Source organism: Citrobacter sp. HN-141 (genome assembly GCF_033341895.1).
Taxonomy (GTDB): domain Bacteria; phylum Pseudomonadota; class Gammaproteobacteria; order Enterobacterales; family Enterobacteriaceae; genus Citrobacter.
Map to the genome: position 1 here is coordinate 164,279 of NZ_JAWPBF010000008.1, position 16,405 is coordinate 180,683.

The 16,405-nt window shown below is 52.9% G+C and carries 13 protein-coding genes; 2 read left to right on the forward strand and 11 right to left on the reverse strand.

Annotation, left to right across the window (positions count from 1 at the left end):
• Positions 1-138: 138 nt before the first annotated feature.
• Positions 139-1,329 (forward strand): aspartate transaminase, encoded by a 1,191-nt coding sequence (gene aspC / locus RYZ59_RS11985; RefSeq protein ID WP_318047973.1) that lies wholly within the window; start codon positions 139-141, stop codon positions 1,327-1,329.
• 54 nt (positions 1,330-1,383) lie between these two features.
• On the opposite strand, the gene RYZ59_RS11990 is transcribed toward aspC, so the two are convergent.
• The 7 genes from RYZ59_RS11990 to cmoM all read right to left on the reverse strand — a co-directional run bounded on the left by RYZ59_RS11990 (position 1,384) and on the right by cmoM (position 12,048).
• The gene (locus RYZ59_RS11990) at positions 1,384-2,031 is read right to left on the reverse strand and encodes an MBL fold metallo-hydrolase (protein ID WP_318047972.1); all 648 of its coding nucleotides are present in this window, start codon (positions 2,029-2,031) and stop codon (positions 1,384-1,386) included.
• 28 nt (positions 2,032-2,059) lie between these two features.
• Positions 2,060-2,608, reverse strand: a complete 549-nt coding sequence (locus RYZ59_RS11995) for a YcbK family protein (RefSeq protein WP_003831948.1) — start codon at positions 2,606-2,608, stop codon at positions 2,060-2,062.
• Between the two features lie 176 nt (positions 2,609-2,784).
• Complete coding sequence (gene ldtD, locus RYZ59_RS12000; protein WP_202039016.1) at positions 2,785-4,536, reverse strand: L,D-transpeptidase; 1,752 nt, start codon at positions 4,534-4,536, stop codon at positions 2,785-2,787.
• Positions 4,537-4,797: 261 nt separating this feature from the next.
• A complete protein-coding gene (mukB, locus tag RYZ59_RS12005; protein WP_318047971.1) occupies positions 4,798-9,258 on the reverse strand; it encodes a chromosome partition protein MukB in 4,461 nt (1,486 codons plus the stop codon).
• Positions 9,258-9,962: a chromosome partition protein MukE gene (mukE, locus tag RYZ59_RS12010; protein ID WP_137382828.1), complete on the reverse strand. Its 705-nt coding sequence runs from the start codon at positions 9,960-9,962 to the stop codon at positions 9,258-9,260. The genes mukB and mukE overlap by 1 nt, the downstream gene beginning before the upstream one ends.
• The gene (gene mukF / locus RYZ59_RS12015; RefSeq protein ID WP_048212134.1) at positions 9,943-11,265 is read right to left on the reverse strand and encodes a chromosome partition protein MukF; all 1,323 of its coding nucleotides are present in this window, start codon (positions 11,263-11,265) and stop codon (positions 9,943-9,945) included. Before mukF ends, mukE begins: the two co-directional genes overlap by 20 nt.
• Positions 11,266-11,268: 3 nt before the next feature.
• Positions 11,269-12,048: a tRNA uridine 5-oxyacetic acid(34) methyltransferase CmoM gene (cmoM, locus tag RYZ59_RS12020; protein ID WP_318047970.1), complete on the reverse strand. Its 780-nt coding sequence runs from the start codon at positions 12,046-12,048 to the stop codon at positions 11,269-11,271.
• A 135-nt stretch (positions 12,049-12,183) separates the two neighbouring features.
• Here cmoM and elyC point away from each other — a divergent pair, with 135 nt between their 5' ends.
• Positions 12,184-12,948 (forward strand): envelope biogenesis factor ElyC, encoded by a 765-nt coding sequence (gene elyC / locus RYZ59_RS12025; RefSeq protein WP_318047969.1) that lies wholly within the window; start codon positions 12,184-12,186, stop codon positions 12,946-12,948.
• A gap of 117 nt (positions 12,949-13,065) precedes the next feature.
• Here elyC and RYZ59_RS12030 read toward each other — a convergent pair whose 3' ends face one another.
• The 4 genes from RYZ59_RS12030 to RYZ59_RS12045 form a co-directional block, all read right to left on the reverse strand.
• The gene (locus RYZ59_RS12030; protein ID WP_137382824.1) at positions 13,066-13,959 is read right to left on the reverse strand and encodes a YcbJ family phosphotransferase; all 894 of its coding nucleotides are present in this window, start codon (positions 13,957-13,959) and stop codon (positions 13,066-13,068) included.
• Between the two features lie 217 nt (positions 13,960-14,176).
• Positions 14,177-14,923 carry a 3-deoxy-manno-octulosonate cytidylyltransferase gene (kdsB, locus tag RYZ59_RS12035; RefSeq protein ID WP_016152452.1) on the reverse strand — a complete coding sequence of 249 codons (747 nt, stop codon included), beginning with the start codon at positions 14,921-14,923 and terminating at the stop codon, positions 14,177-14,179.
• Entirely contained in the window at positions 14,920-15,102 is a 183-nt protein-coding gene (gene ycaR, locus RYZ59_RS12040; protein ID WP_003035793.1) for a protein YcaR, read from the reverse strand. The genes kdsB and ycaR overlap by 4 nt, the downstream gene beginning before the upstream one ends.
• Before the next feature lie 51 nt (positions 15,103-15,153).
• Entirely contained in the window at positions 15,154-16,386 is a 1,233-nt protein-coding gene (locus tag RYZ59_RS12045; RefSeq protein WP_318047968.1) for a winged helix-turn-helix domain-containing protein, read from the reverse strand.
• Positions 16,387-16,405 lie beyond the last annotated feature (19 nt).

Consider the following 16,405-nt stretch of genomic DNA (forward strand, 5'->3'; position numbering starts at 1 on the left):
TGTTTTTTTATATCCGCCAGCGGATTCTTGCGTCTTCAAAAAACACCCCTGCTTTTCGTCACTAACGGTTGGCATTTTGTAAATCTACCGTTAACCTGATAGCGGACTTCCCTTCTGTAACCACAATGGAACCTCGTCATGTTTGAGAACATTACCGCCGCTCCTGCCGACCCCATTTTGGGCCTGGCTGATTTGTTTCGTGCCGATGACCGCCCGGGGAAAATAAACCTCGGAATCGGTGTATATAAAGATGAGACAGGCAAAACGCCGGTATTGACCAGCGTTAAAAAAGCCGAGCAATATATCCTGGAAAATGAAACCACCAAAAACTATCTTGGCATTGACGGTATTCCAGAGTTTGGTCGCTGCACTCAGGAATTACTGTTTGGTAAAGAAAGTGCACTGATTAATGACAAGCGCGCGCGTACAGCACAGACCCCTGGTGGTACGGGTGCCCTGCGTGTGGCCGCTGATTTCCTGGCAAAAAACACCAGCACAAAACGCGTGTGGGTCAGCAACCCAAGCTGGCCGAACCATAAGAGCGTATTTAATTCTGCTGGTCTGGAAGTGCGTGAATATAGCTATTACGATGCGGCAAACCATTCACTGGACTTTGATGCGCTGCTGGCAAGCCTGGCTGAAGCACAAGCTGGCGACGTCGTACTATTCCACGGCTGCTGCCATAATCCGACCGGCATTGATCCAACGCTGGAGCAATGGCAAACGTTGGCTCAGCTGTCCGTCGAAAAAGGGTGGTTACCACTGTTCGACTTCGCCTACCAGGGCTTTGCTCGTGGTCTGGAAGAAGATGCAGAAGGTCTGCGCGCATTCGCCGCACTGCATAAAGAGCTGATTGTCGCCAGCTCCTATTCCAAAAACTTTGGTCTGTACAATGAACGTGTAGGCGCCTGTACGCTGGTCGCTGCCGATGCAGAAACCGTTGACCGTGCCTTTAGCCAGATGAAATCGGTCATTCGTGCGAACTACTCCAACCCACCGGCACACGGTGCCTCAGTTGTCGCGACAATTCTGAGCAACGATGCGCTACGTGCTATCTGGGAACAGGAACTGACTGACATGCGCCAACGCATTCAGCGCATGCGTCTGCTATTCGTCAATACGTTGCAGGAGAAAGGGGCAAACCGCGATTTTAGCTTTATCATCAAACAGAACGGTATGTTCTCATTCAGCGGCCTGACGAAAGAACAAGTTCTGCGTCTGCGTGAAGAGTTTGGTGTTTATGCTGTTGCTTCCGGACGCGTGAACGTAGCAGGAATGACGCCAGACAATATGGCGCCGTTATGCGAAGCGATTGTCGCTGTTCTGTAATCTATCGCACACACAAAAAAGGCCGCATCGCGGCCTTTTTATTTATCTGTCGTGTTACCAAACCGGCATTTCATCCTGCAGGAACGGATTATGCTGCCGCTCGTAACCCAGCGTAGAGAGTGGTCCGTGACCCGGAATAAACGTCACGTCATCACCTAGCGGTAAGAGTTTACGTTTGATAGCCTCAATCAATTGGCTGTGATCCCCACGCGGGAAATCACTGCGCCCTACGCCACCTTTGAAAATCACGTCGCCGGAAATCAGTAACTTTGATTGTTCATCAAAGAAGACGACATGCCCAGGCGTGTGACCCGGGCAATGCAACACCTGTAAGGTTACGTTGCCGACGCTAATCCGATCGCCTTCGTTTAACCAGCGATCGGGCGTTAGCGGCTCACAATCACCCAGGCCAAACATACGGCTTTGTGCAGGCAGCCCCTGCAGCCAGAACTCATCTTCTTTTTCCGGCCCAATAACCGGTACACCGTAATGCTGTGCCAGTTCTGCCGCCGCACCAACATGGTCGAGATGACCATGAGTAAGCAGGATCTGCATGAGCGTCAGACCGCTGGCATCGACTTCCTGTTTGATTTTCTCGGCATCACCGCCGGGATCGACCAGTGCGGCCAGACGCGTCTGCTCACACCAGATTAGCGAGCAGTTCTGGGCGAATGCAGTGACCGGAATAATACGATAGTTCATACAGCTCCTGTTTCATTAAGCTTACGGATCACCAGTGCCGTGCGGGCCCGGTGTCAATATGCACAAAGTTACTGCTGGGGTAGTATCCTACACCACCTGCGCGCATAGATAACGCAGCTTTGCGAATATTACTTAATGCGATGCCTTCAATATGGAAATCCATGGCCTGTCCTTTCGTATGGTAGCTTTTCTTTGCTACACCACGACTACGTGCACGGAGTTCGTTATTGGTATCGATGGAGCGATAGCCAGAGATCAGTTGTACGGGTTTACGCGTACCCAGCAGTCCCTGCAGACGGAAGAGTTGATCAAACAATCCCGGGTCAATGGATTTCACTTTATTGGCCCGAAAGTCACGGAAAAAGTGATTAAGTTTTGCTAATTCGTCCTGAATATAGCCCCTGCCATCAAAAAACTCTGCTTTAATTGACTCACCGGTATGCAGGTTATTCAGCGTCAATATACGCGGACGTGGGGTGGAGAGTGTTGCAAACGCAGGCGTGGGCAGGATGGCAGCGCCGAGGGCAATGCCACCAAGCGCCAGCAATTTGCGGCGATTAGCGTCAAATTTGTCCATGGTATTAAGGTCTACAGGTCAATGTTATCGTATGTATGCTCTAGCGCACGCGGGAAACCTTATCTGGCTAAGTAGTCCACGTCAAGGCTCCCAAACCCAGGAAATACGGGGCTTACAGCCATCCTGCCCCGTTTTCGTCATAACTTACGACAATCATTTTCCTCGAACTGCTTCATTTATCTGATTAATTGCTCAGCTTTCGACATGATTTGTGCGCTGGATCGCGCTGTCTGATCGTAATTGTAAATATCTGTTCGATACTGCGTACGCCCATCGCTTCCCACAAACGCTGTCAGATAGTACAGGTTGACCGGAATATTCTGGCGAATATTGACATACCGCGTATCCCCTTGCTTCAGGGCATCCGAGATGCGCGTATCATTCCAGCCTGCATCCTGCAGCAGCATATTCGCCAGTTCCGAGGCCTTATTCACGCGCACACAGCCAGAACTTAGCGCCCGAGTATCCTTCTGGAACAAATTATGGTTTGGCGTATCGTGCAGATAGATGGCGTCAGAACTCGGCATGTTGAATTTATAGCGCCCCAGCGAATTGCGCGCGCCCGGAGCCTGTTGGAAGCGGAACGGCAGATTCGAGGCGGTGATTGTAGCCCAGTCAACCTGCCACGGATCTATCGTCTCTTTGCTGTTCCAGCCGCGCATTACAGTATACCCGTGACGCTCAAGGTACCCCGGATCGTTCCACAATTTAGGCAGTATATCCTTACGCGCCAGCGTCGGCGGCACGTTCCACGGTGGGTTTACAACCACGTTATTCAACGCGCTGCTCATCATCGGCGTTTTACGATCGGGACGTCCGACGATAACACGGGAAGCCAGCACCTGATTGCCATTCTGGTAATAGACCAACGAGTACGCGGGAATATTCACCATGATGCCGGTAGACAACTCACTCGGCAGCAGGCGCAAACGCTGAATATTAAGCGCCAGCACGCCTGCGCGCTGAGCAGGCGTGACATTCAGCCAGTCGCGCGTTGCAGGACCAATCGTGCCATCGGCCCCCAGCCCCTGCCATGTCTGAAAACGTTTCACCGCGTCAACAAGTTCGCGATCGTAGGCGCTACGCCCTTCTTTGGCAGACGTGCTGACACCGGCGTTCAGCATCCCGGTGCGGCGCAGAATTTCGCGCAGCGCCGGGATATCATTACTCCATTCACCGGGGCGCAACGTCGTGGTGCTGGTTAACCGTGGCCAGGGTCGCGAATCCCCCACCAGCTTCAGCAGCGACTCATGCATCACGGTATACTGTGGATGCTGAGGTGTAAGGCTGGTGATAAATGAAGTTAGCTGACCGTTGTCCAGCGCCACCTGCCATTGATTAACAACGGAGAGCGGTGGCGTTGCCAGTGCATAAGGCTTATCGCTATAGAGCCAGCGGCTACCTTTGACGGGGATATTTGCAATGAAGTGGAGATAGCCCATCATCGCATCAGAAAGCACAGTATCACGAGCCAGGCCAGTGACTGCCGGGTCAGTCAGTAACGCGACCCAGGCGTTAAACTGCGGCTGAAAACCGGCAATCGCCACTTCGGCTAACTGTTGTTGAAAGGCTTTTACCGCATCACGATTTTCCCACATCGGTTTCATTTCGCGTGCGGCATACAGCAATTCCAGCTGGCTCATATAAACCGGCGTATAGCCTGCTGGTAGCTGAGATTGCAACTCAGCGCGGGCTTTGTCCACAGATGTGCCATTGGGCAGAGACTGAATTCCCGCCATCACACCTGTCGCGTAAGATTGTACCTGCGGTTGCGATAACGCTGTAGGCTGTTCGCTGACGGCCGCAGAGCTGTCGCCAGGAATCATTTCAGGCTCATCAGCCTGCGCGTTGAACAGTGGAGCGAATGTTACGGCCAGGCACAAACTGATTGCCGACAGCCGACGACCACACATTTTATTAAGCAACATCCCTTGCCCCCTGTTTTCTTTATCATACTTTGAGTAGCCAGACCGCCTGTATTCCCCGTTATTCTCACGGGAGCGGGCCTGTAAAACGCCAATACATTCTGAAGTATGACGAGCAAGCCCGGTGACGCGTTAGGCTTACCTTCAGTATATAAACATCAAATCATTTTTGCCTAACCTAATGTAAAGAAGTCTAAAGAAATTACACCAGGCATCATGCGCATGTCGGAAAAGAAAAAGGCGGCTTTAGCGCCGCCTTTTTACTTAGCTTGCCTGCGAAGAGGCATCTTCTATCCCAGGTAACGGCTCAGGTAACTGAGGGGCAAAACCACGCAGACCCACCACGTGAACGTGTTCGGTGTTCTGGAAGACTTTACGCACCAGTTTGTAGGTTGTGCCTTTCTCCGGGCTGATGTTTTCCGGCGCTGCAATAATCAGCTGCATCTGCAAACGCTCGCACAGTTCAAACAGGGTTGCGATGGAGCGGGCATCGAGCCGTGCGGCTTCATCAAGGAACAACAGGCGGCATGGCGAGATATCTTTCCCACGCAGTCTGCGTCCTTCATCTTCCCAGCTTTGAACAACCATCACGAGGATTGACATCCCGGTCCCGATCGCTTCCCCTGTAGACAACGCGCCCGATTCAGCACGTAACCAACCGTCAGAACCACGGTTAACTTCAACTTCCATTTCCAGGTAGTTGCGGTAATCCAGCAGTTCTTCACCAATGGTTTGTGGCGTACGCTGTCCCATGTCGATCTGCGGATTAAGACGCTGATACAACTTCGCCAACGCTTCAGAGAAGGTCAGACGGTTGCTGTTAAACAGATCCTGGTGCTGTTCATGCTGCTCGGACAGGACGTCCAACAAAGTCGCGTGAGTTTCACGCACATTTACGTTCAGACGAACGCTGTTTACCTGACCGAACGACACGCTTTGCAGACCCTGGTTCAACATACGAATACGGTTCTGCTCACGCTGAATAGTCTTACGGATGATGTTCGCCACGCTGCGCGAGCTGATCGCCAGCTTCTGTTCACGGGAGGTTAACTCTTCCGTCAGACGGCTCAATTCAATCTCCATCTGCTCGATGGCTTCGACCGGATCGTCTGTACGGATGATATCCTGACGAATACGTTCACGCAGATGCTGGTAGACCGCCACGAAGAACTGGATTTTACGTTCTGGTCGTTTGGGATCTTCAGACATGCGCAGCACATCGCGCAGATGCTCGTTATCCGCCACCGCCAGACGCAGCGCACCGAGCGCCTTATCCGACATCGAACGCAGCTCATCACCGGAAAGATAAGCCAGCTCGCGACGGTGCAGGCGACGTTCAACACCGTTGTCTTTTACCATCCGCATCACGGCACACCAGCCGGCTTTCGCGGTCACCACCTGCTCACGCATTTCATGGTAATCGCGCTCAAGTTTGCGCAATCTGCGGGTCAGGTTTTCCATCTCTGCTTCGCAGAAGGTTAGTGCTTTTTCCAGTTGATTACGGCGAGCACGGTTATTACTGAGCTGCGCATGCAGTTCATCACGACGAATACGCGCACGTTCTTCCGCACCGCTATCAGCACGAACGCCGATATCCTGCAGTTCGCGTTGTAAATCGTTCAGCAGCTCTTTCTTGGTGTCATAAGAGCTTTTCAGCGAGGCCATAACCTGATTGTACTGGCTCAACTGCGCGGCATGGCTGCGCAAAGCTTCACGAGCACGGGTACGCTCAGCCTCCGCGTGTTCCAGACGCTCACGCAGTTTCTCATTCAGATCGCTGTTACCGCTGAGCATTTCGGCGGAGTCGGAATAACTAAAATGTGCCCGACGCTGAACGACTTCAGTGAGCGCAAAGGCCTGCTGACGTGCATCACGCTGCATCTGCTGAGAATACGCGTAGTCTTCTTTCAGCTGTTCAAACTGCTCCGGGTCATTTTGCAGAACGGAAACCATCGGTTCCAGTTTGGCCAGCTGATTACCATGTTGTTGAATAAAACGCGCCGCTTCCTGCGCTTCATCCAGGCGTTCGCGAATTTCGTCCACGCGATCGGCTAATGTGTCATCCGCCAGCAAATTTAAACGCGGCAGCAGGCGGTTCAGGGCAGAAACACCTTCTTTCGCTTGTTCAAACTGCGTACGGCTTTGCTGGTTATCATTTTCATGGTTGGTGAGCGCACGTTCGAGTTCAACGCGACGGCTGTTCAACTGACGAATTTCGGCTTCTGGATCGGCCTCAAACGCTACCGACAGATGGCTGCCGATAAAGCGACTAAATGCCTGATGCAGACGCTGTGTTTTCTGCACGTCGAATGAAAGCGTCGCAAAACGTTCAGACAGCCCCTCACGCTCAGCATGCAGCGTTTCGATACGGCTTTCACGCGCGGCACGACCAAAAATCGGCACCGTTGGGAAGCGGGAGTAACGCCACTGGCGCTCGGAGGTTTTCACCACCACCGCTTTTTCAAGTTCATCGACGCTGAAGACGCTGTCATCAAACGACTGCGGGTCCCCTTCGATGAAGTAGAGGTCTTCCGGGCAATCCGTCAGCCCATCAAGTTGCTCAGTAATCAGCGACAAATCCGGCACCACGATAGCATGGCGTGAAGGACCGTACAGCGCGGAGAAGTACGGCGCATCTTCAAGGCTAACGTCGTCATAAATTTCTGACAGCAGCACGCCGCCGAAGCGTTCCGCCAGTGCGTTCAGACGCTGATCTTCCGCCCCGCCCGGCTGACTTAAACGTTCAATTTCTTCATCAACCGCGTTTTTGCGTGCGCCAACTTCATCACGCTCAACAATGGCTTCACGCTCGCGCTCCAGCAATTGCTGCAAATACTCGGTCACGTCCTGGCTGGAGGTAAACTCTTCGCCGCACTGTTCGCTCAGTTGATTCAGGCTATTTTGCGCAGCCAGCCAGACCGGCGCGCGTTGCATTAAATGCTGAATACGGGATTGCAGCTGTTCCTGTTCCTGACGCAGCGCCATCCGCTGTTCGCTGGCAGACGATACGCTGTCAGACAAGGCGGCAATGCGCGCTTCCAGCTCCTGATGCAGAGCCTCAAGCTCATCGATATCGAAATGCTTACCCTGACGTTTGCAGAATTCAGCCAGCAGACGCTCGGCTTCCTGCTGTTCGCGCAGACGCTGTTCCAGCTCGCTCAGTCGCATGCGCAATGGCTGAACTTGTTCCGCCAGATGACGTTGTTCAACACCTTCGCGCAGCAGCTCACGTGCGACGCTCCAGGCATCACCACGCGCCAGTGGACCATTAATAGCCGCCACCAGCTGATAAGCCTGCTCGAACTGGCTGTGCGCAGTTTGCGCCACGCTCATTTTTTGTTCCAGCGTCAGCAACTTCTCGGTCGCTTCCTGCTCTTTGGCCTGGAAGGTTTCCAGCCATTCCGCGGCACTGTCTGCGGTGAGATCCGGTAAATGGCAAAGCTCTTTGGCTCGGCTCAGCGCCTGAATCGCCTGAGTATACTGGATGGCTCGCGTTTGCTGAACGTCCAGCGCTTGCTGGTAATCGGCCAACTGGCTTTTCAGCTCATCCACTTCCAGCTCGGCGGCTTCCGCACGGGCTTCATTTTCATCCTGGCGGTCAACGGCTTCCGCAACCACCTCATTTTGTTCTTCGAGACGGACCTGCAGTTCTTCGAGATCCGCTTCATAGCGTTCAATTTTTTCCTGCTGACGCAGCGCGGTTTGCACCAGATTCAGGTGATCGCTCGCCGCCTGGTAATCAGCTTCCAGATCGCCTTCTGCACCGTTATGCTCACCCAGCTCGCGCGCCATATCCACGTGTTTGTACTGCTCTGCCGCCAGTTGCTGGCGCGAGGTATACAGTTCACGACGATATTCCAGTGCTTTATCCAGATGGATACGACGTTCGTTGGCGTGGCGCATATAATCCGCGGCCACATAGTTGGTCGCTTCGCTGATCAAATGCTTAAACAGGTCACGATCTGACTGGGTGACGCGAATGGCTTCCAGCGTCATACGGTTTTCACGCAGCGCCGCTTCCATATCCTGGAACGCTTTACGCACGCCGCTGTTTTCTGGCAGCAGGTAATCGCGCAGCGAGCGGGTAATGGCGCTGGAGATACCGCCATACAGTGAGGCTTCAATCAGGCGATAGAATTTACTCCGGTCGGAGGCAGAGCGCAGACGACGGGCAATGATGCCCAAATCGAACATCAACGAGTGATAATCGGTGATTGAGTTAAACTGCTTAAACTGCACGCCTTCCATCTCATCAAGCTTCTCTTTCAGCTCGGCGAGAGACAGAACGCGAGCCTGGCGTTCGTTCAGGGTTTCCGTAACCAGTTGGGTTGGTTGCACCGACATCGGCAACCCCTGAATCGCAAACGGCTTGATGTCCACTTTACGATCGCGCCCGGCAACCTGCTGCAGACGCACGCCAACGACCACACGCTGATGGCGCGAGTTGAGCACGTCAAGCATCGAGTAACAGACACCTGCTTTCAGCTTTCCGTGCAGACCTTTATCGCGTGAGCCGCTGGTTGCACCGGCTTCGGTGGTATTACGAAAATGCAGCAGGGTTAAATCCGGGATAAGCGCTGTAACGAATGCCGCCATGGTGGTGGATTTACCCGCCCCGTTCCCACCCGACAGCGTGGTAACCAGCTCATCAAGGTCAAACGTACGAGCAAAAAAACCATTCCAGTTAATCAGCGTAAGTGAGCGAAATTTACCGCGTTCAATCATTATTCTTCCTCTCCACTGTCCGGCTGATTATCTTCTGGCTCATCATTGAGCTGCAGGTGGTTCTCGACCGACATCGCCTCACCATCACGAATTAAGCGACGCTGCGCTTCGCGTGGATCGTCGCCGCTGCGCACATCCGCGCCAAAGCGGAACACAGACTCCGTAATACGGAATTTGCTGCTGTCGTGGCCCATAAACCACACCATGCCTAAACGGCGCAGGCGGTTAAGTGAAGAGCGTACCTTTTCCTGTAGCTTCTGGCGGTCAACGTCTGAACCGGTTGAACGGTTATTCACGAGCTTCAGCAATTTGGCTTCATCAGCCAGCGTTAGCAGCTCGTCGTACAGTTCTTGCTGGGTAAAGATCCCTTCATTCGCCAGACGTTCCGGGCTGAGATAGAGATAGCAAAGAATTTTACCGACCATCATGTCCAGTTCAGACAAGACCGAGCGCGGAATAAGCGTGGTTGAACGTGGGCGTAGATAGAAGAACCCCTCCGGTGCACGAATCAATTCCACGTTATAGCGGCTGTAAAACTCTTCAAAATATTCCTGAAAATCCATCAGGAAGGCATGATTATCCAGTTCATCCAGGCCGATATGGCGGCCCGAACGTAAGGCGCTATCCAGCGCCGGAAATAACGGATTCGCCAGCGCCTGCGCCAGCTTGACCGGCATCACTTGTTCAATATTTGTCAATGACATGCGCCTGTACCTTGGCTCCGTAATCATTAATCGGCTGCCATTTGGCTGGCAGTCCGGTGAAGTCTGCTTGCGCTACGCCGAGACGTACCGCCTGATCGATAACAATACGCGCAACGTCGAAGTGACGCGCACGTGGGTATTGCGCCAGATACTCGCGCACGACCAATCCGAGATCCAGTGGCGTTTGTCTGGATTTATAGATAGCCAACTGCTCCTCGATAATTGCCGCCAGCTGTTCGCGGATCTCGTTAAATTCTTCATATTCCAGATCGGCGGGCAACTCGCCAGTGACCTCTTCATCACGCAGCACCATCTCTTCGTCACGCATATCCAGCAGGCGATCGGCATTGGCATAGGTCAACGCCCACGGATCGTCAAAATAGCTCTGGACAGACTGACGTAAACGCTGGGCAAAGACGCGATTTTTGTCCATATCAATAGCGGTACGGATAAACTTGTGCACGTGTCGATCGTAGCCGATCCACAAATCGATGGATTGCTGACCCCAACTGATAATACGGTCGAGCTTGCTTTGCAGGTCGAACACCAGCCTGTCGACGAAATGCAAATCGTCATGCGCCATCGTTGCGTCCTGAATGCGTAACAGGTTCGCCTGCAGCTTATCGCCTGCGGCTTCCAGCGTATCCTGCAGCTCACGCAGCGTACCAGACGTTTCAGACAGCAGCATTTCACAGCTGGAAATTGCCGCCCGCCAGTCTTTGTTCAGCAACTGTGCGATATCGTCTTTTACCTGCTGCTGCTGCTCATCCATAATGCGCTGAGTCAAATCGATACTGTCGAAAATTTCCGCTACCGAATACTTCAATGGCGCATAGACGTTGCGGTGCCAGTGGAATTCATCACCACCTTCCGCGGCGGCATCTGCCGCACGCTTCAGCTCACCAGCAACAATCGACAACTGCATCGACAAACGCAATGTCGAGAATTCGCGCTGGCGAATATAGTAATCCGTGATGCCAATCCCCAGCGGCGTTAAACGATAAATAGCGTTACCTTCCGCCTGCTCGCTGGTAAAGCGGTTCAGCAGACGTTGACGAACCATGTCGTTAATCGCGTTATTGGCGCGAACACCGATGGTTTCGCTGGTTTGCTCAAACGCATCACTCACATGGCGGAACGCATCCACCAGCTCGCCTTCGCTCATCTCACCGTCAAGTCGCTCACCGTTCAGCGTGGCTACCGCCAGCAGGAACGAAAGTCTGTCTACCGGCAGAGAGATGGAGAAGTCATTTTTTCTGGCCCAGGCAACCAGTTCGGGGACTGTCTGGGAAAATTCACTCATAGGTTATCCTTGCATCTGCGGTTTGCGCGCGGTGACATGAATATAGCGGCCAAGGCTGATATACGGCTCCTGGCGGCAATAGCGCGTTTCTAGCTCAAGTAACATTTCATAACCGTCACGCTGTTGATGCTTATCTCGCAGATAATCATGAAACACGCGTACGCCTGTCTTACCGGTTATCTGCCAACCGATTTCTTCCAGCCACTGATAAACCTGTCCTGGTTCACGCGGATAGTCTGGTGAAAGCGTACGTTTTTTACGTTTTGGCATCCCAACCTGCACATAGTCAAAATTCCCTGCGACCATGTTGTGCATCAGCAGACCGTTAGCATTGTAGAACATTAGCGATAACGCGCCGCCGGGGCGTAATACCGACCACAGGGTTTGCAGCACGCAAACTGGTTCAGCCACCCATTCCAGCACAGCATGAAACAATATCAGATCAACCGGGCTTTCCAAATGCGCAGCAACATCCTGAGCGGCGCATTGTATGAAATGCATGTTTCCGCTCACACCTTTTGCCTCTGCTGCCTGTTGCGCACGGGCGATCATCTCACCGGACAGATCGCATAATGTCACGAAGTGACCGCGCTCCGCCATTTTGATGGCCGTTTGCCCTTCGCCACCCCCCGCATCCAGAATATGTAACTTCTGTTCACCGAGCGTGGGCAGTATGCGATCCAAATCCTGCCAAAGAATAGCCTGTCTTAATTGACCTTTGGTGGTGCCGTAAATGTTACGGGAAAACTTCTCTGCAATGTCATCAAAATTGCGATCCCGCATCGGGCTCTCCACAGGCTGGCTTTAGGGCGACTAAGTAAAACCGCTATTTTGTCACACCCACGCCGAGAATGAACCTTCCTGGTGTAATATCGGTGCAGATCCCCTGCTATATGGTTAAAAAAGGAACCAAAAAGGATGCTTTTTACGCTGAAGAAAGTGATTGGCGGTATGATGCTGCCGCTTCCGTTGATGCTGCTTGTGATGGGCATCGGCCTGGGGTTGATCTGGTTTAGCCGCTTTCAGAAAACGGGGAAAGTGTGTATCAGCCTGAGTTGGCTCGCACTTTTGCTGCTTAGCCTGCAACCTGTCGCCGATCGTCTGCTGAAACCGCTTGAGGATAGTTATCCTACCTGGCAGGATACGCAAAAAGTGGAATACATTGTGGTGCTGGGCGGCGGGTATACCTGGAATCCGCAGTGGGCGCCAAGTTCTAACCTCATCAATAATAGTCTTCCGCGCCTGAATGAAGGTATTCGTTTGTGGCGAGCGAACCCCGGATCGAAACTGATTTTTACCGGCGCTGCCGCGAAAACCAATAACGTCAGCACGGCTGAAGCTGGCGCTCGCGTGGCGCAGTCGCTGGGCGTCCCCCGCAGCGAGATCATTACGCTGGATAAACCTAAAGATACCGAAGAAGAAGCGACCGCAGTAAAACAGGCTATTGGCGATGCGCCGTTCCTGCTGGTGACATCCGCATCGCACTTACCGCGTGCGATGATTTTCTTTCAGCAGGTCGGACTGCATCCTTTGCCTGCACCCGCTAATCAACTGGCCATCGATTCACCGCTCAATCCGTGGGAGCGAGTAATTCCTTCGCCTGTCTGGCTGATGCATAGCGATCGGGTTGGTTACGAAACGTTGGGGCGCATCTGGCAGTGGCTGAAGGGAGCAGAACATTGACAGAAATGCTGCCTGATGGCGACACTCACGCGTCTTATCAGGCCGGCGTGTTCAGTGCTCAATTATAGGCCGGATAAGGCGCTCACGCCGCCATCCGGCAAGGCCGCAACCGGATATTCAGGCAAGCCAGGGCAGCAGAGACTTAGTCGCCAGATCAAAGTTAGAGCGGCTAAAACGCCCGGTATTGACCAGTTGCGCAACCTCATCCCACAACACATATAGCCAGCGCCGCCAGATAAATGATTCCGCCACCGGCGCACGTTGTAAATACTGCCACAACAGGCTTTCCGCCAGCGCATTGTCCATTAAGCGGAACAATTCATACTCTCTCGGCGCCCACAGCATTAAGCCTGGCCCCACCATCGCCAGAAGCTGATCGCTACGGGCATCTTTGAGCATACTGCGTAAACTGAAATTACCGTGGATCAGTACGCAATTATCATTAAAGCCTTCAAACAAGGCGGGTAAGCATTCTCGGGTACGAAACAAAATCCGCTTGTCCTGCATCGTCAGTCCGGTGTTGTTGAACTGGTTTAACGTGCTCCATAGCACTTCAACACGCTGCCGATACCAGGATGGCCAGAGGTTCTCTTGCGTATTGTCCACCGCCCCCACACAGCCACGACTGTCCTGACGGTGCCACGACAATAAGCCTTCCACGATCTGATCTTTTAAATGCTCCCAGCGTTCCGGGGTTCGGGCAGGCGCTTCTACCGGCACACCGCGTAAACGTTCAAGCAACAGGACATCAGGGCCGGGGTGCTCTTCGTGCGTTAAGACCCCATAAATGACTGGCATACGCACCGTCCCGCTGCGTGCCAGCATGGTGGTTTTCCATGCTAACTGCTGCGCCATCCCCGGTGTGGTGAAACTTCTCGCCATCAGTGGCATCGGATTTCCCTGGCTGTCATACAGTGACCACAGGGCCGTATCCACTTTTTCATTTACGCATTCAATACGACTGAGTTTTTCACCCAGCAGATGGCTGAGTTCGGCACGCAACTGTTCCATTTCAGATTGCCCTCATAAATGCTACTGCTTTCATAATGAGCGTCGTGCAGACAGATGTCACCCGGATGAGATCAATTGATGAAAAGAAAAGTGGAGGGAAAGCGCAACGATACGACACTCCTCCCAAAAATACGCGTCATACTTCAAGCTGCAGGTGGGTAAAGCCTCCTGCAACTTACATTATTCAGCGTATCTTGATGGAGAATCGTGAGAAAAACTAACGCATCTCAGCGCGAACACGCTCAAGATCTTCAGCGGTATCAACCCCTGTGCCAGGAACTTCCTTAGCCACGGCGACGTGAATTTTTTCGCCGTACCACAGCACACGCAGTTGCTCCAGCATTTCAATATGCTCAAGCGGACTCGGCTGCCAGTTTACATAGCGGCGAATGAATCCGGCGCGATAACCGTAAATGCCCAGGTGACGCAGGAAGGTATCGCCCACCGTTTCGAGGCTTTTGGCAAAACGGTCGCGATCCCATGGGATCGTCGCACGGGAAAAATAGAGGGCATAGCCTTCAGCATCCAGCACAACTTTTACCGCATTCGGATTAAACGCTTCTTCCGCACTATGAATGGGGGCTGCCAGCGTCGCCATTCCAACCTGACGTTGCGCCAGATTTTCTGCCACCTGACGAATAATGACCGCCGGGATCATCGGCTCATCACCCTGTACGTTCACGATAACGGTATCATCGCTAAAACCACATTTTTCGACAACTTCCGCTAGGCGCTCCGTGCCAGACTGGTGATCGGCACGTGTCATGCACACTTCGCCCCCCACCGCTTCTACCGCACGGGCGACATCTTCATGATCGGTGGCAACAATAATACGCTCAGCGCCAGATTCACGCGCTCGCTCCAGCACATGCACAATCATGGGCTTGCCGTTGATATCCAGCAGCGGCTTACCCGGCAAACGCGTGGATGCATAACGCGCAGGAATAATGACCACAAAACTCATGATTTACTCTCATCAGCAGTCAGAACACGGGCTTCGGTTTCCAGCAAAACAGGAATGCCATCGCGCAGTGGGAAAGCAAGGTTATCCAGTTTACAAATCAGTTCCTGTTTTTCCTGGTTAAACCAGAGTTTTCCATTGCATACCGGGCAGGCAATGATTTCAAGCAGACGATGATCCATAGTTCCTCCAGATGGACCGGATTGTGAATCCGTAAATATTAACATAATCAATTAAGAGGCTGGGTCTATTTCCCAACCGTGCCGAGAGTCAGCAAATAAACCGTCCGGGCAATTCCCCAATGTCACTCGCGTCGCCTGCTGCCAGCGAGCAAAATCACTGATGGCCTGGAGCAAGCCTTTTTGCAGCGTCACCCCGGGCCTAACGCCATCCTGTAACCACAGTGAAATGACTTCCAGTACACCGGTTTTACGGTGCATCTTGGCATCTATACGTCCAACCAACTGGCCGCGATGTAACAGAGGTAAGACAAAATAGCCGTACTGACGTTTGGCCGCTGGCGTGTAGCATTCCAGTCGGTAGCTAAAATCAAACAGCTGTTCAGCCCGTTTACGATCCCAGACCACCGGATCAAACGGGGATAAAACAGCGCTGTGAGTGGCGGTCAACTTTCCTGCCAGAGCAAGTTCCAGTTGCGGCCGAAGGTTGCTATGCAGCCACAGGGTGCCCAGCCCTTCTACATCAACAGGAATTATATGTCGCTGTTCCCTTCGCATATCACACCAGTTCTTTAACGCCGGACGCTTCAGTCGATAGTAGTCCGCCAACCACTGCTCACGGAAAATACCCAAACTACGAGCGCTATTATCCAGCATCACAATTTCGGCTTCATCCTGCGACAGCCGGTCACGCTCGTCATCCCAATGAGGCATGACGCGATGCGTTAAATCATACACTCGCTGAAAATTACGTCGCTCCACCACCATCACTTTCCCGGAAGTAAAAAGCCCTTCCAGATGCCGCTTTTGTGGTTTCCATTCCCACCAGCCGCTGGCGCCCTTGCGCGGATGCTCGAAATCGGCTGAACGTACCGGCCCGTTATGTTGGATATGCTGTAACAGCTGCTCAATTTCATGCGCATGTTCTTTCATCCATGCCGCTTTGTATTTCCAGCCCATTTTTTCCGGCGCCAACATCCGATGGCGTATCAGCATAAAGTCGCTGCGCGGCAAAAAGCAGGCCTCGTGCGCCCAGTATTCCATCAGTTCGCCCTGCTGTAGCGAGTCGTCCAGCCACTGGGGTGAATAATCGCCTAAACGACTAAACAGCACCAGGTAAGGACTGCGCGCGACAATATTGATGGTATCGATTTGCAATAGGGACATGCGAGAAATGGTCGCCAGAATATCCGCCGGCGTTGCCCGACGACGTGTTTTTTTCAGCAGACCTTGTGCAGCAAGGTGAAGATGACGGGCATCCGTCAAAGAAAGGTGCGGCAACGACATTTATGGCCTCATAAATGAT